The 20,520-nt window shown below is 70.7% G+C and carries 18 protein-coding genes; 15 read left to right on the top strand and 3 right to left on the bottom strand.

What is annotated here, in order from left to right; translation table 11 throughout:
* Positions 1–8: 8 nt before the first annotated feature.
* Entirely contained in the window at positions 9–875 is an 867-nt protein-coding gene (locus OG430_RS47990) for an ATP-dependent DNA ligase (RefSeq protein ID WP_327359613.1), read from the bottom strand.
* A gap of 207 nt (positions 876–1,082) precedes the next feature.
* Here OG430_RS47990 and OG430_RS47985 point away from each other — a divergent pair, with 207 nt between their 5' ends.
* Complete coding sequence (locus OG430_RS47985) at positions 1,083–4,535, top strand: DNA polymerase III subunit alpha (protein ID WP_327359612.1); 3,453 nt, start codon at positions 1,083–1,085, stop codon at positions 4,533–4,535.
* Positions 4,536–4,609: 74 nt separating this feature from the next.
* Here OG430_RS47985 and OG430_RS47980 read toward each other — a convergent pair whose 3' ends face one another.
* Complete coding sequence (locus tag OG430_RS47980) at positions 4,610–5,278, bottom strand: hypothetical protein (RefSeq protein ID WP_327359611.1); 669 nt, start codon at positions 5,276–5,278, stop codon at positions 4,610–4,612.
* 284 nt (positions 5,279–5,562) lie between these two features.
* On the opposite strand from OG430_RS47980, the gene OG430_RS47975 reads away from it, so the two are divergent.
* Positions 5,563–6,576 (top strand): DNA polymerase Y family protein, encoded by a 1,014-nt coding sequence (locus OG430_RS47975; RefSeq protein ID WP_327359610.1) that lies wholly within the window; start codon positions 5,563–5,565, stop codon positions 6,574–6,576.
* Here the strand turns inward: OG430_RS47975 and OG430_RS47970 are convergent.
* Positions 6,573–7,967 carry a helix-turn-helix domain-containing protein gene (locus OG430_RS47970; RefSeq protein ID WP_327359609.1) on the bottom strand — a complete coding sequence of 465 codons (1,395 nt, stop codon included), beginning with the start codon at positions 7,965–7,967 and terminating at the stop codon, positions 6,573–6,575. The genes OG430_RS47975 and OG430_RS47970 overlap by 4 nt on opposite strands.
* Positions 7,968–8,349: 382 nt before the next feature.
* Between OG430_RS47970 and OG430_RS47965 the strand changes: the two genes are divergently transcribed.
* The 13 genes from OG430_RS47965 to OG430_RS47905 all read left to right on the top strand — a co-directional run bounded on the left by OG430_RS47965 (position 8,350) and on the right by OG430_RS47905 (position 20,506).
* Complete coding sequence (locus OG430_RS47965) at positions 8,350–9,189, top strand: sugar phosphate isomerase/epimerase family protein (protein ID WP_327359608.1); 840 nt, start codon at positions 8,350–8,352, stop codon at positions 9,187–9,189.
* A complete protein-coding gene (locus tag OG430_RS47960) occupies positions 9,186–10,118 on the top strand; it encodes a Gfo/Idh/MocA family protein (RefSeq protein WP_327359607.1) in 933 nt (310 codons plus the stop codon). The genes OG430_RS47965 and OG430_RS47960 overlap by 4 nt, the downstream gene beginning before the upstream one ends.
* Entirely contained in the window at positions 10,078–11,289 is a 1,212-nt protein-coding gene (locus OG430_RS47955; protein WP_327359606.1) for a methionine adenosyltransferase, read from the top strand. The genes OG430_RS47960 and OG430_RS47955 overlap by 41 nt, the downstream gene beginning before the upstream one ends.
* On the top strand, positions 11,286–12,179 hold the full coding sequence (locus tag OG430_RS47950) for a hypothetical protein (protein ID WP_327359605.1): 894 nt from the start codon (positions 11,286–11,288) through the stop codon (positions 12,177–12,179). Before OG430_RS47955 ends, OG430_RS47950 begins: the two co-directional genes overlap by 4 nt.
* Positions 12,176–13,231, top strand: a complete 1,056-nt coding sequence (locus tag OG430_RS47945; RefSeq protein ID WP_327359604.1) for a hypothetical protein — start codon at positions 12,176–12,178, stop codon at positions 13,229–13,231. The genes OG430_RS47950 and OG430_RS47945 overlap by 4 nt, the downstream gene beginning before the upstream one ends.
* Positions 13,228–13,971, top strand: a complete 744-nt coding sequence (locus OG430_RS47940; RefSeq protein ID WP_327359603.1) for a coenzyme F420-0:L-glutamate ligase — start codon at positions 13,228–13,230, stop codon at positions 13,969–13,971. The genes OG430_RS47945 and OG430_RS47940 overlap by 4 nt, the downstream gene beginning before the upstream one ends.
* On the top strand, positions 13,968–14,801 hold the full coding sequence (locus OG430_RS47935; RefSeq protein ID WP_327359602.1) for a shikimate dehydrogenase: 834 nt from the start codon (positions 13,968–13,970) through the stop codon (positions 14,799–14,801). The genes OG430_RS47940 and OG430_RS47935 overlap by 4 nt, the downstream gene beginning before the upstream one ends.
* Before the next feature lie 201 nt (positions 14,802–15,002).
* Positions 15,003–15,548 (top strand): hypothetical protein, encoded by a 546-nt coding sequence (locus tag OG430_RS47930; RefSeq protein WP_327359600.1) that lies wholly within the window; start codon positions 15,003–15,005, stop codon positions 15,546–15,548.
* A gap of 109 nt (positions 15,549–15,657) precedes the next feature.
* Positions 15,658–16,374, top strand: coding sequence for a transcriptional repressor LexA (gene lexA / locus OG430_RS47925; protein ID WP_327359599.1), 717 nt, complete (start codon positions 15,658–15,660; stop codon positions 16,372–16,374).
* A gap of 180 nt (positions 16,375–16,554) precedes the next feature.
* Positions 16,555–17,445 (top strand): hypothetical protein, encoded by an 891-nt coding sequence (locus OG430_RS47920; protein ID WP_327359598.1) that lies wholly within the window; start codon positions 16,555–16,557, stop codon positions 17,443–17,445.
* A 377-nt stretch (positions 17,446–17,822) separates the two neighbouring features.
* Positions 17,823–18,203: an SH3 domain-containing protein gene (locus OG430_RS47915; RefSeq protein ID WP_327359597.1), complete on the top strand. Its 381-nt coding sequence runs from the start codon at positions 17,823–17,825 to the stop codon at positions 18,201–18,203.
* A gap of 357 nt (positions 18,204–18,560) precedes the next feature.
* Positions 18,561–18,932: a hypothetical protein gene (locus OG430_RS47910; RefSeq protein WP_327359595.1), complete on the top strand. Its 372-nt coding sequence runs from the start codon at positions 18,561–18,563 to the stop codon at positions 18,930–18,932.
* 323 nt (positions 18,933–19,255) lie between these two features.
* Positions 19,256–20,506, top strand: coding sequence for an MFS transporter (locus OG430_RS47905; protein WP_327359594.1), 1,251 nt, complete (start codon positions 19,256–19,258; stop codon positions 20,504–20,506).
* Positions 20,507–20,520 lie beyond the last annotated feature (14 nt).

Below are 20,520 nucleotides of genomic sequence, written 5' to 3'. Positions count from 1 at the left end.
CCCGGCGGTCAGCGCACCCGGGTGACCGTCACCACCGCATGCCGCGTGGTGCCGGCGAGCGCCTCGACCAGCAGTCCCGCGGGAGCGGTGCGGTACGGATCGCCCGCGTCCGTACGCGCGCGGCCGGGCGGGCCTGCCGCCATCAGGTACGCCGCGACCTGAGCGGCCACCGGCGCGGTCAGCGCCTGCGACAGCGCGATCCGCCCGTCCGGCAGCTGCACCACGATCGCCCGCGGCCGGGCGGGCGGACCGGTGTAGCCGACCACCGGCACATCCACGGTCTCCGCATGCCTCAGCTTCTGCCACACCCGGCCGGTGGTCCGGTACACCGACGCCCCCGGCTTGATCACGAGACCCTCCACGCCCTGGTCCTGCAGCGCCTCGTACCAGAGCAGCGCGGTCTTCGGATCGGGGGTGGTGGGCAGAGCCTGGATCGGCGGGCCGACGTCCTCGAGCACCTCGAGCAGGAGGGCACGGCGCTCCACATAGGGGCGCATCCGTACATCGCCGAGCTCGGCGTGGGCCAGGATGTCCCAGACCGCGTACGACGCCGGCAACTGCCGCGCGAGCAGACGGGCCCGGGTGGGGGAGGACGCGGCACGCGCCTGCGCCGCGCTGAAGTCGATCTTCCCGTCGCGGTAGACCACGGCCTCCCCGTCGAGAATCGTCCCCGGCTCCAGCTGCATCCCGGCGCGAGCCAGATCGCTCCAGACATCCGTGACGTCCCGGCCGGAGCGGGCCTGCAGCCGCACGCCGTCTTCCTCCCGCCACAGCGCGACCCGGTGACCGTCCGCTTTCGGCTCGTACCAGAGCCCGGGCGCGGTCGGGAGCGTCTGCACGGCCTGGGCGAGCGCGAGCGCCACGGGAAACTCCACGCCCTCAGCCTGCGATCGCATCGCTGGATGTGCCCGACGGCGTACGCCAGCCGCCGCAGCAGGCCCTCGTGTCCCTCGTTCGCATGATGTTGCTCGCGCCCCTTTTCCCACATCAGGTATCTGGCTGTACTCTCTGGATCGTACGCATGTTCGAATGCGGTTCGGGAGGGGATCCAGAACGAGACCAGTGCACGATCGGAGACGGCGATGGAGGGCCTGGGCCACCTGCATGTCCATTCCGGCTATTCGGCGCGGTACGGCGCTTCCTCCCCCGACCAGCTGGTCGCCCGCGCCGCGGAGCTCGCCATTCCCGCGCTCGCGTTGACCGACCGCGACACCGTCGCCGGTACGGTGCGCTTCGCGAAGGCATGCGCCCGCCACGGGGTGCGCCCCATCTTCGGCGTGGACCTGGCCGTCGCCCCCGTCGCCCACGCAGCGCGGCCTACGCGGCCGCGCACCCCCGTCCGCGGCGGCGCCCACGTCACCGAACCCCCGCTGCGCATCACTCTGCTCGCGAAAGAAGCCGACGGCTGGGCGCAGCTGGTCCGGCTGGTCTCTGCCGCGCACGCCGACCAGGAGGCCGCCTTCCCGATCGCATCCTGGGAAGCCCTGCGCGCACACATCGGCGGCGGGCTGATGGTGCTGCTCGGTCCCGCCTCGGAGCCGGCGCGGGCGCTCTCCGCCGGCCGCGCGGACCTCGCCGAACAACTGCTGACCCCCTGGCGGGACGTCGCGGGCGAGAACCTGCGCCTCGAAGCGGTGTCCTACGGACTGTCCGGCCTGGGTCCGGGATCGCGGCGGCTGGCCGGCCACACCCTGAGGCTGGGCGACCGGGCCGGCGTCCCCGTGGTGCTGAGCAACGCAGCCCGGTACGCCACCGCCGGCCAGCACCGGCTCGCCGACGTCCTGGACGCCGCCCGGCTGCTGCGCCCCATCCCGCGCAAGGGTCCCGTCGACTGCGGCGAGCGCTACCTCAAGGACGCGACCGCGATGCGCCGGATCGCCGAGGAAGTCGCCGCGGCCGCAGACGCACCCGCCCGGCGCGCCGAGCAACTGCTGGAAGAGACCGTCCAGACCGCCGAAGCCTGCCGAGTCGATCCGGTCCGGGATCTGGGGCTGGGCCGGCCGCACTTTCCCGAACCGCAGGTAGTGGGGGCCGGCCGGGAGCCGGGAGACGGGATGCGGCTGCTGCGCCAGCGCTGCGAGGCCGGGATGGTCGCCCGCGGCCTGGACCGCGACGAGCACGCGATGGCCCAACTGAACTACGAACTCAAGATCATCGGGGACATGCACTTCGAGGGCTACTTCATCGCGGTCGCCCAAGTCGTCGCGGACGTCCGGGCGATGGGAATCCGCGTGGCCGCGCGCGGCTCGGGCGCCGGCTCCATGGTCAACCACGCCTTGTTCGTCGCCACCGCCGATCCCCTCAAGAACCGGCTTTTGTTCGAACGGTTCCTGTCCCCGCGGCGGACCTCGCTGCCCGACATCGACCTGGACGTGGAGTCGGCCCGCCGGCTCGAGGTGTATGACGCGATCTTCAAGAGATTCGGGAGCGCACGCGTCGCGGTCACCGGGATGCCCGAGACGTACCGGGCTCGACACGCCCTGCGGGACACCGGCCTCGCCCTGGGGTTGGAGCCGCAGACCGTCGACCGGATCGCGAAGGCCTTTCCGCACGTCAGGGCCTGCGACATTCCCAGCGCCTTGCGAGAGCTGCCCGAACTGCAGCAACTCGCGGCGGAAGCCGAGCAGTTCGGACCTCTGTGGGAGCTCGCGGCGGGCCTCGACGGTCTTCCGCGCGGGTACGCCATGCACCCCTGCGGCGTGATCATCTCCAACGCGTCGCTCCTGGACCGACTGCCCGTCCAGCCCACCCCAGCCGGATATCCCATGTTGCAAGCCGACAAGGTCGACGTCGAGGATCTCGGGCTCCTGAAGCTTGATGTGCTCGGCGTGAGACTCCAATCGGCGATGGCGCACGCAGTCGGCGAGATCCGCCGCACCACCGGCCGCCAGCTCGACCTCGACTCGCCCGACCACGTCGACCTCGCCGATGAGGCGACCTTCGAGCTCATCCGCAGCGGGCGAGTCCTGGGCTGCTTCAACATTGAGTCGAGCGGGCAGCAGGACCTCATCTCGCGGCTGCAGCCGCAGAACCTCGCGGACATCGTCGCCGACATCAGTCTTTTCCGTCCGGGACCCGTCGCGAGTGGGATGCCCGAACGGTTTATTAACGCACGTCACAGGCGTGAGGAGCCGCACTATCCGCACCCCGACCTCGTGCCGATCATGGACGACACGTACGGCGTCGTGATCTGGCACGAGCAACTAATCATGATCTTCGTGCAGTTGACCGGATGCGACCGTGCCGCCGGCGACGTCGCCCGCCGGGCCCTGGCCGACCCCAACCGCCTCCCCAGGGTCGAGACATGGTTCCGGCAGGCCGCCACCGCCCGCGGCTACAGCACCACCGTGACCGACGAAGTCTGGGCGGACGTCCGCGAGTTCGGGGCATACGGATTTTGTCGGGCACACGCTCTTGCCTTCGCCGTGCCCGCCATCCAGTCCGCATGGCTCAAGACGCACCACCCGGCCGCCTTCTTCGCCGGCGTACTGGAGCACGACCCCGGCATGTGGAGCCGGCGCATCCTGGTCCAGGACGCCCGACGGCAGGGCGTCGAGATCCTGCCCGTCGACGTCAGCGCCTCCCACACCACCTACCGCGTGGAGCAGACCGCGCAGGGCTGGGGAGTACGCCTGGCCCTGTCCACGGTCCGCGGCATCAGCGATGCCGAAGCGGCCCGGATCGAGGCCGGCCAGCCCTACTTCTCGCTTCAGGACCTGTGGCAGCGCGCCCGCCCCTCCCTCCCGCTCGCCCAGCGCCTGATCCAGATCGGCGCCCTCGGAGAACTGCAGGGCACCCTGAACCGCCGGGACCTCCTGCTCCAGGCCACCGAACTGCACCGCCAGTCCCGCAACCGCACCGCCGCGGACGGACAACTGCCCCTCGGAGGCGACCTCGTGGCCGCCGAGGCCACCGGCCTGCCCGAGATGACCAGCCGCGAGACCCTGTCCGCCGAACTCGAGGTCCTCAGCGTCGACCTCACCCACCACCTCCTCGAGCACCACCACCGCCTGCTGCGCGAACTCGGCGCCACCGACGCCAAACACCTGCAGGGCCTGCACCACGGACAGCCGGTTCTCGTCGCGGGCGTCAAGGCCGCCACCCAGACCCCGCCCATCCCCTCAGGCAAAAGAGTCATATTTGCCACAATTGAGGATGTTTCAGGGCTTGTTGATCTGGCCTTCTTCGAGGACTCTCACACCTGCGCCAAGACCGTTTTCCACTCCAGCCTGCTGCTCGTGCGCGGGACGGTCGAAGCTCGGCGCGGCAACCGGCGCACCGTCATCGGCGCCATGGCCTGGGACCTCGATGAGATCGCCGCGATCCGCCGCGACCATGGACCCCAGGCCGCGCTCGACGCCCTGGGCCGCGCCACCCCGGCGCCCACGCCCGCCCAAACCGCGGACACCGGGCGGACGTTGCGGGACGGCACCGCTGGAGCGAAACTGCACCCCGGCTCCGATCTCCAGCCTGCCGGGCTCCGCTCGGCGGACCTGCGCCACCTCTCGCACCGCAGTCCCGGTTCGGCAGGGTGAGCGCCGTGTCCAAGGCTGCGCACAGCGTCCTCCACCGGTGCCTGCACAACGTCGGCCCCGCGGGCAGAGCAGGGCTACCAGTGATTCGGCCCGTAGTCGAAGTCGGAACCGAGAAGGGTCACGCGGTAGCCGAACTCCGCGAAGGAGCCGAGCTCGGCGGTGTACACCTCCATCGCCCAGCTCGTATTGGGTTCGTCGATCGGCTCCCAGCGCATCTGAGCGTCAGGGTGTTGGGTCAGCAACTTCTGTTCGCAGCACCGTTGCGCATCGCTCAGGTTGTCGAAGGGGCGGGCCAGCGGCTCGTAATGGCCGGAGCTCTCAAAGGTGGCCCGATAGCGCATCGGATCCTGGACGTACGTGAGCGAGCCGGCGTTGTACGGCCGCTTGGGGAGTGCAGCCTCTTCTTCCGGCGTGAGAGGCCGCATGTACACGCTGCCGCGGCCGTCGGGGATCACCGTGATGCCCTGCGGGATGGTGCCGCCCGTGCGCTCGTCCGGCCCGCCGGGGTTCGGGGGTGGGCTGTCCGAGCCCGGCGCCGGGGGAAGCGTGTTGCCGCTGCTCAGCATCCGTACGGCGGCTTCACGGCCGGCTGCGTCCAGCACGGGCGGGAGCAGGCCGCGGGTAGCGGCGTCTTCGACACGCTGGAGTGCCTGCTGGTAGGTCCATCCGGTCGCGCGCTGGAGGGCCTTGGCGACCCGCTGTCGGTTGCTTGTGTTCGGACGCTTGCCAGAGGGGGGTGTCATCGCCTGGACTCCTGCATCTTCGGACTCGGCGGCCCACCCCGACCGACACCGAAGGTGCGGAAGAACGGCACCAATTCAGCCTCACCGCCGCGCGGCAGCACGGTTCGCCGATCACGGCCAGGTGGTGGGCCCAGGCCGGGGCACGCCTCGGGAGGGGCGCGCTGCGACTGTATCGCGGGGAGCCAGGGAACCCACCGGATCTCCACTATTCAGACTGCTGGGCTCCGCTCGGCCGACCTGCGCAGCCTCTCGCGCCGCAGACCCGGATCGGCACGGTGAGCGCCGTGTCCAAGGCCCCGCGCAGCATCCTCCACCTGTGCCTGCACAACATCGGCCCCGCCGACGGCGAACTGTACGACCAGGTCCTTGCCCTGGTCCGCGATGTCACCCCGCAGGTGATGGCTCTTCCCCCGGACGCCATTGCGGTCGACCTCACTGGCGCGCTGCGCTTCTGGGACCGGGACGCGGCAGGCATAGCGGCCCTTATCCGGCTGCGTGCCCTCGCCTTGCTCGGAGTCGAGACGACCGCGGCCGCGGGCCCTTCCCGAATGGTGTCGGCCATGGCGGCCGCCGTCACCCCACCCGGTGAGACGACCGTGATCGGCCACGACCCCGCGGAGATCCGCGCGTTCCTGCGGCCCCGGGCCACCGCCTCGCTGTGGGGCGTCGGGCCCACGACCGCCAGGGCGCTTTCCCAGTACGGTCTCCATACCATCGGCGACGTCGCGGACACCCCGCTCCTCACCCTGCAGCGAATCCTCGGCGGCTCTGTCGGCCGTGCCCTGCACGAACGTGCTCATGGACGCGATGACCGCCTCGTGGTGCCCGAGCCAGTTGCGCAATCCGCAAGTGCCTCGCACCGTTTCGCACGCGACGAACTCGAGCCTGCTCAACACCGGCGGGCTCTGCTGGAGCTGGCCGGCCAACTCGGCAGTCGGCTCAGATCGGAAGCACAAGCGGCCAAGGGCATCGCCATCGAGATTCGCTACGCGGACCGCTCCACCACGTCCAGGAGCCGGACACTGGCCGAGGCCACCAACCACACCGTGGTCCTGGCCCGCTCCGCGTACGACCTCTACGAGACACTCGGCCTCCAACGAGCCCGCGTCCGGGCCATCTCTCTGAAGGCCGAGGGACTGCGCGCCGCCGAACTCTCCAGCCGTCAACTCACCTTCGACCAAGGCGTCGACAAGGCGCTCCTCGTTGAGGCGGTCGCGGACCGCGCACGACGGCGGTACGGAGCCGACGTGATCAAACCTGCGGCCCTAGCCGTCACCCGGCGGCCAGCACGTCACTAGGCTGCGACCGCGCCGGTACGGATCGCGAAATCCTTGAAACCGGGAAGGTGTTGGGGCGAGTACAGCATGTCCGCGGTGAAGGCCTTCATCGCCGGTCGCCGCAGTTCCTCCGGCGCCACACGGTCCAGGGCGCGCAGGCCCGCGTACGCGCGCTGGTCGTCGCCCATCTTGTGCCACATGCGTGTGGTCTCGGTCATCCACCGGGCGACGCGCTCCGTGCTGGACAGCTGCTCGGCCGTGATCGTGCGCGCGGCGCCGACGGCCTCGTCCGGGGTGCCGAGGGCGTTGTGGACGCTGATCCGGTACATGGCGCACTCGGCAGGGCTCGCGGCGATGGTGAGCAGCCCGAGTTGAGGATGGCCGGCCGGGATGCGGCCCGCGGTCTCCTCGGCGTGGTCGAGCAGGTCGAGGGCTTCGCCGCGCTGGCGCCCGCACGCGGCGGTGTAGGCCGCGGTGAGCAGGAGGCAGGTCTGCGCTGCGAGCGCGGAAGCGTCGGGTGTCCGCGGGTTCTCGGTGACGGACAGGGCGGTGCGGTGCAGGAAGTCGACAGCAGCGCGGCTGCGGCCGGCACGTCGCATGGTGATGGCGACGACCCGCGCGGCTTCGCTGACGACCTGGGCATCTCCGCTGGACCGGGCCGCGGTGAGCGACCGGTCGGCGGTGACCCAGGCGGCCTCCGAATGTTCCTTGACCGCGAGTTCGGTGGCCAGAATGTAGGAACGGGCGACGCAGGCGTGGGCGTACTCCCGCTGCCGCCCGGACGAGGCGTCGCGGGTGGCTTCGGCCGCAGCGATCAACCCGGGCAGGGCCTGGCCGAGGGCGGCGTAGTGGGCGTCGGTGAATGCGGCGCGGGCGTGCGCGAGGGCCACGGTGAGATCGCGGACGGTGACCGGCTCGGCCGGTGCAGGCTCGAACAGGGACAGTTCCAGAGCCCCGGTCGGGGCGCCGGTTGCCGCGGACGCTGCGGTCGGGTTGGCCAGAATGCCGAGGCTCAGGCCCAGGGCGCCGGTCATCAGTTTGCGACGTCGCACATCGTCCTCCAGCGCCTGCTCGGGTCCGGTCCTCACCCTAGTGGCCGTGGTGCGTGCGACGGCGGAGAAGCGCTCGGCCGCATCCGGTTGAGTGAATGACGTGTCCGGGGAGGAATGCAGGAGATCTGGGGGGATGTTCAGGCCGGCGGCGATGCGGTCGAGGACTTCGAAGGTCTGAACTTCGCGCTCACCGCGCTCGATCTCGCTCACATCGGACTGGGCCAGGCCCACCAGGGCACCGACGGTGGTCTGGCTCGCGCCGGTGTACTTCCGGACGGTCTTGAACACCGTCCGGATGTCCGGCGGGCGCACGGCCAGTGCGACGCGGAGCTCTTCTCGCTCCCACAGATCGGGGGGCACGGTTAACGCAGCGGTGGGGCGCATCGTGGATCCCCTTGGGGGAGGGGGAGATCGGCCTACCCAGCGTAGATGCCCAGTGACGTGTTGTCAGTCACTCCGGGCGAGGCCGCATAGGGCCGTCCTATAGGGCCGTCAGATGGCTGTGGCCCGGGGCGCGCGAGCAAGGTGAAGGCGGCTCAACACCACGTTGAACCAGCGGAGTTGTCGCCTCTCGCGGCTCCCGTTCTCGACGAATCCCTGAAGGGCAGGTCTCGTCGCCATGCCTCAACCGCCTCCTCCCCCGCCCCCGCCACCGCCTCCGCCACCGGTTCCCCAGCCGCCCCCGCCCGGCCCGCCGCGAGGGTGACCGACCGCAGTCCGCCGATCTGAAGGAGATGGTCTTATGCACGGTCACCTCGTGCTCAACCCGGATGAACTCGGAGCAGACCCGGTGGCGGGAATGGATCTCGCGGTTGCCCTGGGTATCGGGCGGCTGGAGATCCGGTCCGCCTACGGGGCCAACGCCCTCCTGCTCGCCGATGAACAGCTCCTTCACATCCGGGAGTTGGCCGACGAGCGAGAGCTGACGGTGGCCGCGCTGGCCTCCCCGCTATGGAAGTGGTGCCGCCCCGAGGCGGCCACGGGACAGGTGGACAGCTTCGGCTTCCCCACCCGAGTTCCAGCCTCCGAACGGACCCAGTGGATCGACCGGGCGCTGCACGTCGCGCAACTGCTGGGCACCGAGCGGGTCCGGATCTTCTCCCACCTGAAGGTCGAACACGGCCCCCAGGACGCGCTCCTGGGGGACCGGCTGCTCACCTACGCCCTGGACCAGGCCGACCGGGCCAACGTGCGCCTGCTGCTGGAGAACGAACCAGTGTGCACGATCGCCACGGCCCACCCGCTGCTCGAGGTACTGCGGCGTCATGACCGGCTGCGGCTCTGGCTCGACCTGGGCAACCTGCACGAGGTCGGCCAGGCCGATGCCGGCACGGTCGCCGAGCTCGCCCCGTACGTCGACTACGTCCACATCAAGGACTTCATCCCCGGTCATGAGGGGTGGAAGGACTTCGTCGCGGCCGGCGCCGGACACGTCCCCTACTCCCGGCTGCTGCCCGTCCTGGAACAGGTCCGTCCCGGGCTGCCGTACGCGCTGGAAACCCACGTCCGCGACGACCCCGCGGCCGCGCTGCGCGAGGGCGCCGCCTTCCTGCGCACCGCGACCTCCGGAACGCGGACATGACCGCTCGGGTACTGCTCGTGGGCGCGGGCGAGGTCGGCGCCAAGCACCTTCACGCCCTCGGACAGATCGAGGGCGCCCAGGTGGCAGGGATCGCCGACCCCGCCCCCAGCACGATCGTCGCGGCGGGATGGCGGCGGTTCGACGACTGGCAGACCGCGCTCGCCGCCCTGCGTCCCCACCTGGTCACCGTCGCCACCCCGCCAGGCACCGCTCTGAAGATCGCCCGCACCGCGGCCGCGACCGGCGCGTACGTCCTGGTCGAGAAGCCAGCCGCGCTCGATGCCGCGCAACTGGCGCCCCAACCGGGCGATGAGCGGGTGTTCGTCGGGTTCCAGCCGCACTTCGCCCCCGGCCTCGCCGAGCTGCTGCACAAGCCCCCCGTCGTCGAGCACGCCGAGGTGACGCTGGTGTGCCGCCGGGACCGGCCCTACTACCGCGGCTGGCGCACCCAGTACGCCACCGCCGGAGGCGTCCTGCACCAGCAGGCCATCCACGGCCTCGCCCTTGCCGTGCGCCTGATGAACACCAGCGCCATCTCCGCGTGCACGGCCGCCCGCACCCACACCCGGGACTGGGCGGAGACCGAGGACCGCATCGACGCCGACGTTCGCTTCGAGACCGGCGCCACGCTCAAGGTCCGAGCCCGCGTGGACAGTGACGCGCCCCCGCACCATCACGTGATCCTGCACCTGGCCGACGGCCAGCGCCTGGTGGTCCGCGGGCGCAACCTCGAAGCCGGACTCGGCCCCGAGGCGGCCGCGCCCGATCACCAGATCCTGCGCCAGCACATGTACCGGGCCCTGCTGGCCGCCACCGAGCAGCCCGCCATGCCCCATCCCTGCCTGTACCCGCTGTCGGCGCTGCGGCGCCTATTGGAGGTCATCACCCATGTCTACGACAGCGCCCGCCCCGTCCCGGCTGCCGCATGAACTCGCCGTCGAGGTCGTCGAACGCAAGGGCGTCGGCCACCCCGACACCCTCGCCGACGCCATCGCCGAGCGCGCCTCGATCCTCTACGCCCGCTACTGCCTCGCCGAATTCGGCGCGGTCCTGCACCACAACCTGGACAAGGTCGCCGTCCTCGGCGGCCGCGCCCGCTTCGGCGCCACCGACGGCGTCTACGACCGGCCGCTGCGGGTCGTCTTCGGCGGCAGGATCTCCACCTCGTTCGCCGGCCGCCTGCTTCCGGTCCGCGACATCCTCGAGCAGGCCGCCCGCGAACAGCTGCAGGACGCCCTGCCCGGCTACGCGCATCTGAACTGGGTGGTGCGGCACGAGACCACCGACTCCTCCAAGTTCGCGCGCTGGTTCGCGCCGCACGGCCTGGAAGACCTGCCCGAGCGGCCGACGGCCTTCGCGAACGACACCGCGTACCTCGTCGCCACCGGCAGCCCGAGCAGGGCAGAGACGCTCGCGCTGCTGACCGAGGCCTGGTTCCGCCGGCAGCCGTGGGCGGGCAGCGACATCAAGGCCCTCGTCGTCCGCGACGGCCAGGCCTTCACCGTCACCGCGTGCGTGCCGGCCCTGGCCGGACACCTCTCGACGGCCGCCGAGCTCGCCGACGCCACCCAGGACGCCACCGCCCGGCTCACCGCCGAGCTCAGCAAGCGCCTCCCCGGACCCATCGAGGTGGTGTGCAACACGCGCAACACCCGTACCGGGCCGCTGTCGCAGCAGTACTTCACCCTCACCGGCTCCGCCGTCGACTACGGCGAGGACGGCATGGTCGGCCGCGGCAACGCCCGCTCCGGCCTGATCACCCCAGCCCAGCAGGCCGGCAACGAGGCCCTGTTCGGCAAGAATCCCGCCTACCACGTCGGCAAGGTCGGAGGCTGGCTCACCGACACCGCCGCCCGCACCCTGGCCACCACCGCGGGGCCCTGCCGTGTGGCGGTGATGTGGCGCAACGGCGCCCGCTACCCCGACCCCGCCTCCGTGGAGATCACCACCAAGGACCCGGCCGGCGCGGAGAGGCTGGTGCGCGAGAGCCTGGCCCGTACCGACTGGATGAGCGACCTCGTCGACCAGGAGCGCTACCTGCCCCGCCTCGCCCCCGTCGACGACCTCCTGGCCCAGCTCGACAGCCCGCCCCCGTCATGAACACCAGCGTGTCCACCGGGCACATCACCGCAGCCCTCGAACTGCCCGCCCCCGTCGACGGTGAGGCCCTCGCCCGGCAGGTGGACCGGTTCCTGCCCGGCGGCTGGCACCTCACCCCGGCCACAACAGCAGGCGGTGAAGCACGGGTGGTCGTCGAGGACGCCCTGCAGCACCATCCCGAGGTGAGCGTGCACGGGCAGATGGTTCGCCTGCGGCTGCCGCATCAGGCGCTCACCTCGGCGACCCTGGGCTACGTCGTCTACACCGCTCTTGAACGGGCCCGCCAGCAACGGCAGATGCTCACCCTGCACGCCAACGCGATGATCAGCCCGAGCGGCCTGGCCGTCGTGCTGCTCGGCAACAAGGGCGCGGGCAAGACCAGCACAATCCTCGCCCTCGCCGAGCGGGGCTGGACCCACGCCGGCGACGACCTGATCGTCCTCACCGAGCACAGCGGCGGCCTCGCGGTGCTGCCCGGCAAGCCGACAGCCGCCGTCCGCCCGCCGGCCGCGCCCGACCGCTGGGATGCTCCCAAGCCCCTCATCGACCTCGCGCCGTTCGCCACCGGCCCCGCCGACGTCACCCTGTTCGTCCGACTGACCGTGCACCCCGCACAGCCCGTGGCCCGCATGGCATCCGCCATCCCGTTCAACACCAACGAGGTCCTGCGGCTGAGCGAGGCGACCGCGCGCTACATCTCCGGTCTGCCCACCCCTCTCACCGGGCCCACCCGCACCCCGTACGCGCCCGTCTGGCCGCTGGACACCCCGGACTTGGCGCTTTGGCGTGGGCACGTGATCGACCGGATGGAAGCCGGCCCGTACGCCTACCTGCGCGCCCCGAGCGCCGCACACGCCGCCGACCTGATCACCAAGGAGATCACCACGTGAACAGCCGCCCGGTACCGGCGGCCGCGATCTTGCCCAGCCGCAACGAGCCGGACACGATCGCCGCCGTCACCACCGCAGTCGACGACGCGCTCGACCACCCAGGCGCGCTCATTATCAACGCCGACTCCTCCGACCACCCCGCCACCGCCCAGCAGTTCGCCCAGACCCCCACCCGCGCCCGCAAGATCAGCCTCACTGGCCTGCCCCGCGGCAAGGGCGCCCAGATCCTTGCCGCACTGGACCGCCTGCCCGTCAGCGACGGCCCGCTCCTGATCGCCGACACCGACACCCGCACCCCCGATCCCCGCATCTACCGGGCCCTGGCCCGAGCCGCCGAGCCTGGCTGCGCGATCGCCGACTACCCCCGCTATTGGGACGAGGCCAACCTCACCTCCCACCTCGCCCGCCCGCTGATCGCCGCGACCACCGGCTGGGACGTCCCCCAGCCCCTCGCCGGCGACCTCGCCCTCGCCCCCAGCACCCTCGACATCCTCCGGGCGGCCGCCCGAGGCCTCTCCGCCGACCTGCGGTCCAGCGTCAACGGGTACGGCATCGACGCCTTCCTGCTGCTCACCGCCGCACACGCCGGCCGCATCACCTCGGTGCCGCTGACCACGCCCAAGCAGCACGCCGCGTCCTTCCCGCACCTGACCGACATCTACCACCAGGCCGTTCCGGTCCTGCTCGCACTCACCGCCCGCTGGACACCACCGCCCGCCTCGCCCACGGCCCGATATCGCACCACCGATCGCGAACTGACCGGCGAGCGGCTTGAGTTCATGCACCAGGTCCTTGACCAGCTCGCCTCCGGGCCCGCCGGCAGCGACATGGAGTCGTGGCCCCGGCATCTGGCGGAGGCCTGGCACGCTGTCCGAAACGGCACGCCGCCCCACCAGGCCGCCGCCATACTGTGGCCGCACTACATCCACCGCGTCCGCGGCTGGCTCACACCCCACCGCTCGCCCGCGCAGCGCGCCGCCGAACTCACCGCCACGCACGCACGATTGGCCGATCATCTGGCCGCCCGCCCCGTCTGGAGCCCGCACCCATGACCCACATCACCAACGGCTTCAGCGCGTTCGCGCTGGAGCCGTTCCCCACCATCGAGGCCGGCAGCGACATCGCCGCTGCGATCACGACGGTCCTAAACGAGCAGGACCTCGTTCTGGAAGACGGCGACATCCTCGTCGTGGCCAGCAAGATCGTGTCGATCGCGGAAGACCGCTACGTCGACCTGAGCACGATCACACCCAGCGCCCAGGCCCTGGACATCGCCCAGCGAACCGGCAAGAGCCCCGAAGTCGTCCAACTGGTCCTGGACCACTCCACGGACCACTTCCTTGGCACCGACCGCGGCCCCATCATCGCCACCCACCAGCTCGGCCTCCAGCTGACCTCCGCAGGCATCGACCGCGCGGGCTCCAACGGTGCCTGGCTCCTGCCGGCCGACCCGGACGCCTCCGCCCGCGCGCTGCGCGACACCTTGGCCAAGGCCGCCGGCGCCCAGATCGCCGTCGTCATCGCCGACTCCGACGGGCGGGCCGACCGGCGCGGCGCCACCGTCATCTCCATCGGCGCCGCTGGCATCGCACCGCTGCGCGTCAGCGAACACGCCGAACCCGGCGGGAAGACCAAACGCCAGGAAGAGACACTCAGCGACCTCGTCGCCGCCGCGGCGGGAGTCATCCTCGGCCAGCGCGGTCGCGGCGCACCCGTCGCCGTCCTGCGCGGCATCGCCTACGAGGCCGACGACACCGGCGTTGCCTCCATCCTTCACAAGGCGCCACGGTGAAACGCCTCGCCCTGCTCGGCTCCCCGGTCGACCAGGCCCTCTCGCCCGCCCTGCACCGCGCCGCGTACGCGGAACTCGGACTGCCCTGGACCTACGAAGCGATCGACCTGCAGCCCGACCAGCTCGGCCCATTCCTTGCCGAACTCGACAGCACCTGGGCCGGGTTCTCCCTGACCATGCCCCTCAAGCAGACCGTCGTGGATCTGCTGGACGAGACATCGGCCACCGTGAGGACCACGGGAACGGCGAACACCATCGTGGTCACCGACGCGGGCAGGCTCCGCGGCGAGAACACCGACCTGCACGGCATGCTCCAGGCCCTTGCTGACACCGGCATGACCGCCGTCACCGACGTGACCGTCCTCGGCGCTGGAGCCACAGCGAGCACAGCCCTCGCAGCAGCACACCGACTGGGATGCCGCACTGCAACCGTGGTCACTCGAGATCTGCTGCGATCCCGGAAGCTACAGACCGCAGCAGAACGCATCGGCATCAACATCCGCCTCCGGCCGTGGACACAGGCGGCCCAGCACCTCGATGCCGGTCTTGTCATCGCCGCTGTGCCACCCCATGCCGCCGACTCGCTCGCCGTCTCCTGGCCCGGTCCTTGGCCGACCCTGATGGATGTGACCTACCGACCGTGGCCGAGCCGGCTCGCCCGCACCGCAGCAAGGCTCGGCAGCCGCGTGATCGGTGGCCTGCCCATGCTGATCCACCAGGCGGCCGAGCAGTGCGCGCTGCAGACGGGACGCAAGGATTCGGTGCACTCGGCCATGTGCAGAGCCGCCGAGGGAGCGGCGATCATGGACGTAGATCCCCTCGTCGAATGAGCGGGGGAGTGGACGTGAGCGGGCCGATCGCCGTTTTGCTCGTCGGCATCACCGGCTCCGGGAAGACGGTCCTGACCGGCGCCCCCGACGCAGTCCTTCGTCCGTAGGGGCGGCGTCCAAACGGCTCCTCACCTGCGGCGTATGTCAGACCCGCCGCATAGGCTCGACCTCGTACCCCACGCTGCGCAGGAGGCCCAACCGGTGAGTCCTCAGGACGTCCAGGAGCTGTGCCTTGCGCTGCTCGGAGACCAGAAGGCAGCCCCCGACCTGGAGGGCGCCGAGGCATGGCAGGACGACTCCCGGCCATTCGGCCTGATCCTCACGTTCACCACCGGGGCCCGCCTCTGGGTAGCGATCACCGTCGCGGGCGTGGCAGGCACTCCACCAGGCACCGACGAAGGACCCACTGCTCCCACTGCTGCGGCGGCTGAAGCCGCCCCGCTTCCACACCTGTACGACCAGAACGGCGCCATCGCACTCCAGAACGCCGAGGAGTACCTGGCCGCAGTGCTCGGCTCGTCGGATCCGCAGGACGGCTCGGCGAGTAGTGCGTCGGGCAGCGGGATCGCGAAGGTCTACACGTACTCCGGGGCCGGCGCGGGCCGCTCGTTCGGCATTGGCATCGTATTTCGCACCGGAGCCCGGGCCTACCTGCCTTTCGCCCATAATTGCGGCCCCGGCCAGCGGCCGAACGTGAAGCCGTACGAACACCTCTCCAACCCCATTCCAGGGCCACGCAAGAACTAGGCAGAGCCGTCGCCAATGAGAACTGGCGCCCGCCGTCCGATACCCCTTGGTGAGTTGTCAGTGGCGCACGCTACGGTTCTTCTGACTGGAACTAGAAGAGGGGGGACGTATGGAAACCAGCGTCGCGAATCAACCCGCAGGCACCGGAAGTCACGGGCAGCAGACGGGGATACCCGATAGCGCGCTGAGCGACCGGCAGTTGAGAATTCTGCAGGCAATCGACGAGCACGTGGCGCAGCACGGCTATCCGCCTTCCATGCGCGAAATCGGCCGCGAAGTCGGGCTCACCAGCGTGTCGTCGGTGTCCTACCAGCTGACACAGCTGGAGGAGATGGGGCGGATCGAGTCGACGTCCAACCGGTCGCGCACCTACCGCATCACCGGGAAGTCGGCAGCCCCCACCTCGGACAACGCGTCTGCCGAAGCCGCCACTCCCACGCCGGATACGGCAGTTCACGCCCAGCTCCTCGGCCGGATCGCCGCAGGACCACCGATCACCGCCGAGCAGGAAGTGGCCGGCATTGTCGTCTTCCCCCGTCAGGTCGTCGGCTCCGGCACGATCTTCGCCCTGACCGTCGTCGGCGACTCCATGGCCGGCCCGCACGGCAAGATCCTCAACGGCGACATCGTCGCGGTGAGGAGCCAGCCTGCCGCGGAGACCGGCGACATCGTCGCCGCCATGGTCGACGGCGAAGCCACGGTCAAGCGGTTCAAGCGCGACGGCACAGACGTATGGCTCGTCGCTGACAACCCGGCGTACCCGCCCCTGCCTGGCAACGGCGCCACCATCCTGGGCAAGGTGACCGGAGTGCTGCGCACGCTGTAGCTCCGGGCCCAGTTGCCCTCCAAGGCTCCACGCCGGACACGGCCGTCGAGGCCCAACGCCCGTGATTTCACCGGGCCGTGGCCCTGCGAGGGGATGACAGCGCCACCGCCCCGGTCGTTCACTGGAAGCATGGGTTACAGCGCAAGCCCCATAAAACGACCGCGACGCACGAAGGCACAGGTGGAAGCCCTTCGGGCCGCCTTGCACGCACTCACCGAGGCGGCCCAGCCCTGCAGCACGCGACACGTGTACTACCTCGGGCTCGGGCAGCTGTGGGACAAGGACCGCGGCCGCTCCCGCCGGAACTACGCGCTGGTGGTCAGGGAACTGGGCCACATGCGGGAGACAGGTGACCTGCCCTGGGAATGGATAACGGACGGCACCCGTCTGGTCCGCCGGGAGAGGCAGTTCGAATCCCTCGATCACGCTCTCACCCACATCACCGAGACCTACCGGCGCAACCTGTGGGCCTCGCAGTCCCGCCGAGTTGAAGTCTGGTGCGAGAGCGACTCTGTCGCCGGCGTTCTCCTCCCGATCACCGCCGCGTGGGGCGTGGGCCTCTACTCGTGCCGCGGGCAGTCGTCCAAGACCTTCGTGCGGGAAGCGGTCGTCGAGCAACTGCGCCAAGGCCTGCCCTTGAGCGCATATTTCTGTGGCGACTGGGACCCCTCCGGACGCGCCGTGCCACGATCCGTGCTCGAGCGCATGGAGCGCTACAGCAAGGGCGAGGTCGACCTCCGCTTCGAGCAACTCGCCGTCACCGCCGCCGACGTACGCTCCGGCCAGCTCGCCACGCACGATGTGAACACCGCAGACGTCAACTTCACCAGCTACCGCCAGGAGTGCCTGCGCGAAGGCCTCGACCCGAACGCCGCAGTTGAGGTCGAAGCGCTCAGCCCCGCACTGCTGCGCCGCCGGGTCAGCGACGCCATCGAGGCCTGCATCGACGACGTCGGCGCCTGGAACGAGCTGGCCCAGGCGGAGGACCGCGAGCGCGACCTCCTGCAGGCGGTCCGGGACCGGCTTCGCACTGTTGGCGAACCCCCGCTCCGCGGGAGCGATCCCGCCTGAATACCCCGCTGCAACGTGAGCCGGAAATTCAAGGAGAGGCGGCGCCAAGGGAAGAAAGGGGGAGCGGCGAACACCTTTCGTGTGGAACTCCCACTGGGAGTTAAGGGTAGAAGGATGAGGACGCCCGGCACGAGCATGCGCGTCCCGAGCATGAAGACCCAAATGTGGTCGATTCGGCCAAAGCTCAGCGGCCGCTCAGGCATTCCGGATCGGGAGAGCCTCGCACGCTTCGAAATCTCCGGAACTTATCCACAGGTCGGCACTCCTAAATTCTTGTCATGCGCTTTCCGAAGCCACTCGGGAGCGGACGTATTTGTCCGCGCCTGCGTATCGGGCAGCTCATTTGGAGATGGAGACCAACGCCCAGGAGAAGAAGCATGCCGACCAAGCTTGCAGGACGCGCCGGTATAGCCGCCGCCACGATCGCGATGGGAGCCGCAACTGCCCTGGCCTCAGCACCGTCGGCGCTCGCAGCCGGCACGAGCGCCCCAGCCGCCGCTCCCGTCGCACTCGCCAAGGCCAACAGCTGCCCGCACTGGTCCGTGATGAAGAGCGCGGTGAATTTCCGCACGGGACCCGGAACGCAGTACCGGTCGATCGGCTACCTGTACCGCGGCGACTGGGGACGGAAGGTCGGCGCCAAGGGGTCATGGATCAAGCTCAAGCTGGAAGAACGCTCCAAGACCGGCCTCAAGCGCGGCACCACGGCGTGGGTGCACAAGCAGTTCCTCGACCAGTGCGTCTATACGCAGACCTGACCCCACCCGCGCGTACTTCCGCGCCTTCGAAGCACTGCCCGCACCGTGTACGGCGGCCCATCGCAGCCCCCAGAGCCGCGACCGGCACGTGCGCTGATCAGCCAACAAGCCCGCCCGGGACCTGAACGGGCAGCGCGCGGAGGACTCCCGCTTCGCCTTCGTATGCACGAAGGCGGCAGATCACCCCGCACCAGCTATGCGCCAGACCACGACCGTCTTGGCGCTCCCGAACACCGGACGCGCCAGAAGCCGACCGCGACCTCGCGCAGAGGCCGGCCGTCGGATCGCTCGCCCGGCCCCCGGCGCCTTCGCGCGCCGTCCATGCATGACCAACTCACCCCGAGAGGTAGCACTTTCATGAACCTGCGCACCCCCGCGCGTCTGGCCACGTCCGGCCTGCTGGCCCTGTCGGTGGCTGCCGGTGCCACGGCGGCCACCACCTCGACCGCCAGCGCAGCAAGCGGCTCAGTCGGCCGCAGCGCCTGCACCGAGTCGGTCGACCTGTACACCGACGTCAGCACCACCGTGAAGTTCCGCAAGGGGCCGGGCACCAAGTACGTCGCGAAGGGCCAGCTCAGCAAGCGCACAAAGGTCTACTGGGACTGCAACAAGGGGCGCACCGGCAGCGGGAAGTCCTGGGGCTACGTGAAGGTCCTGTCCGGCGCCCACAAGGGCGAGCGGGGCTGGGTGTTCCGGAACTACATCAACACGCCGATGCAGCTCGACTGACCCGGCCGCATCGCCGGCGCCTGACCGGTGACCACCTCGAGTCCGGGGCCGGAGCCGGCATAACGCCCTGCCGCCGATCGGACTTCGAACGGCGTTGCCGGACGCCGGGCCACTGACTCCCGGCCGGGACCACCCCCGGCCCGGCCGGGACCGGCCGAGGACGCGCCCCTTTCCGTGAGGGCGCCGGCCCGCTCGCTGTCCCCCCGGGCGAGCGGGCCACCTCGGCCCACCAGGGGGTGCCGCCTCCCGTGCCTGGGCGGCACCCCCGCACCCGCCCCTTCACGGCGCATGCCCGTCAGCGCCATTCCATCGCTGGAGTCCGTGTGTCCACCACCGCTGCGCGTCTTGGCCCAACAGGCCAGGCCGTGAAGGGAACTACCCGCCGCTGGCCGGCGGCGATCTGGACGCTGATGGTCGCCACCTTCCTCGTGCGCGGCTTCGGCTTCACCTACCCCTTCCTCCCGTACCACCTCGACCACTTGGACCTGTCCACCCGCACCGTCTCCACCGTCTTGGCGGTCTTCGGCGCCGGCTGGCTGCTCGGCTCCATCCTGTGCGGGTGGCTCGCCGACCGGATCGGACACCGCACCACCCTCATCACCGCCATGCTGCTTGCCACGGCGGCCCTCCCGCTGCTCGCCCAAGTCCGAGCCACTACCGCCCTATTCGCCGCCACGTTCATCGCCGGCATCGTGTACGACGCCAGCCGGCCCGTGTTCACCGCGGCGATCGCCGAGACCTTCCCCGACGACCGGGTCCGCGCCTCCGTGAACGCCTGGCGGCACTTCGCCGTCAACGTCGGCGCCGCCGTCGCCGGCGCCCTCGGCGGCCTCCTCGCCGCCCGGATCGGCATCCCCGCCCTCATCTGGATCAACGCCGCGGCCTGCGCGCTCGTCGCGTTCCTGGTCTGGCAGTTCCTGCGCCCCGACCGCCCGCACCAGACGGAAGCGAACGCCGGCCAGCGCCGCACCCACTGGCGGACCGCCCTGCACGACCAAGGGCTGTGGCTGCTGGTCCTGGCCAGCCTGGCCGCCTTGACGTGCGCCTCCAGCCTGTTCTCGGCGATGCCGATGCTCATGGCCGACGACAACTTGACGGCCGCCGACTACGGCTGGACCCAGGTCGCCAACGCGGGCGCGGTCCTGGCGCTCTCGCCGTTCCTCAACCGCTGGCTCAGCCACCGCGCCGACCAAGGCCAGCCGATGACGGGCCTGTTCGCGGCCGGCTCCCTCGTCCTCGGCACCAGCATGGGCGCTGCCGGGTTCGCCTCCACCACAGCCGGCTACAGCGTCGCGGCCGCCCTCGCCGTCCCCGGCGAGATCGTGCTCTTCGTCGGCGCCACCGACATCCTCAACCGCCTCTCACCGCCAGATGCCCGCGGCCTCTACGCGGGCATCTGGGGCACCACCCTGGCCGGCGCCGTGATCATCGCCCCGGCCCTGGCCGGATGGGCCCTCACCCACGGCGGCGGCGCGCTGTGCGCGGCCGCCACCTTCACCGCCGGACTGACCGGCGCCGCCCTCTGCCTGCCCCTGGCCCAGCACGTGCGCCGCCCCGCCCTGACCCACCCCTGAACCGGAGCCACCCA

The organism is Streptomyces sp. NBC_01304 (genome assembly GCF_035975855.1).
Classification (GTDB): Bacteria; Actinomycetota; Actinomycetes; order Streptomycetales; family Streptomycetaceae; genus Streptomyces.
Note: the sequence above shows the minus strand (reverse complement) of the source record. Positions and strands in the feature narration are given on the sequence as shown.

Bases quoted from the DNA above. Each gene is read 5' to 3' on its own strand.
- lexA (WP_327359599.1), top strand. From the start codon at position 15,658: ATGGAAACCAGCGTCGCGAATCAACCCGCAGGCACCGGAAGTCACGGG.
- OG430_RS47980 (WP_327359611.1), bottom strand. From the start codon at position 5,278: ATGACACCCCCCTCTGGCAAGCGTCCGAACACAAGCAACCGACAGCGG.
- OG430_RS47965 (WP_327359608.1), top strand. From the start codon at position 8,350: ATGCACGGTCACCTCGTGCTCAACCCGGATGAACTCGGAGCAGACCCG.
- OG430_RS47985 (WP_327359612.1), top strand. From the start codon at position 1,083: ATGGAGGGCCTGGGCCACCTGCATGTCCATTCCGGCTATTCGGCGCGG.
- OG430_RS47910 (WP_327359595.1), top strand. From the start codon at position 18,561: ATGAACCTGCGCACCCCCGCGCGTCTGGCCACGTCCGGCCTGCTGGCC.
- OG430_RS47915 (WP_327359597.1), top strand. From the start codon at position 17,823: ATGCCGACCAAGCTTGCAGGACGCGCCGGTATAGCCGCCGCCACGATC.
- OG430_RS47940 (WP_327359603.1), top strand. From the start codon at position 13,228: ATGACCCACATCACCAACGGCTTCAGCGCGTTCGCGCTGGAGCCGTTC.
- OG430_RS47950 (WP_327359605.1), top strand. From the start codon at position 11,286: ATGAACACCAGCGTGTCCACCGGGCACATCACCGCAGCCCTCGAACTG.
- OG430_RS47955 (WP_327359606.1), top strand. From the start codon at position 10,078: ATGTCTACGACAGCGCCCGCCCCGTCCCGGCTGCCGCATGAACTCGCC.
- OG430_RS47960 (WP_327359607.1), top strand. From the start codon at position 9,186: ATGACCGCTCGGGTACTGCTCGTGGGCGCGGGCGAGGTCGGCGCCAAG.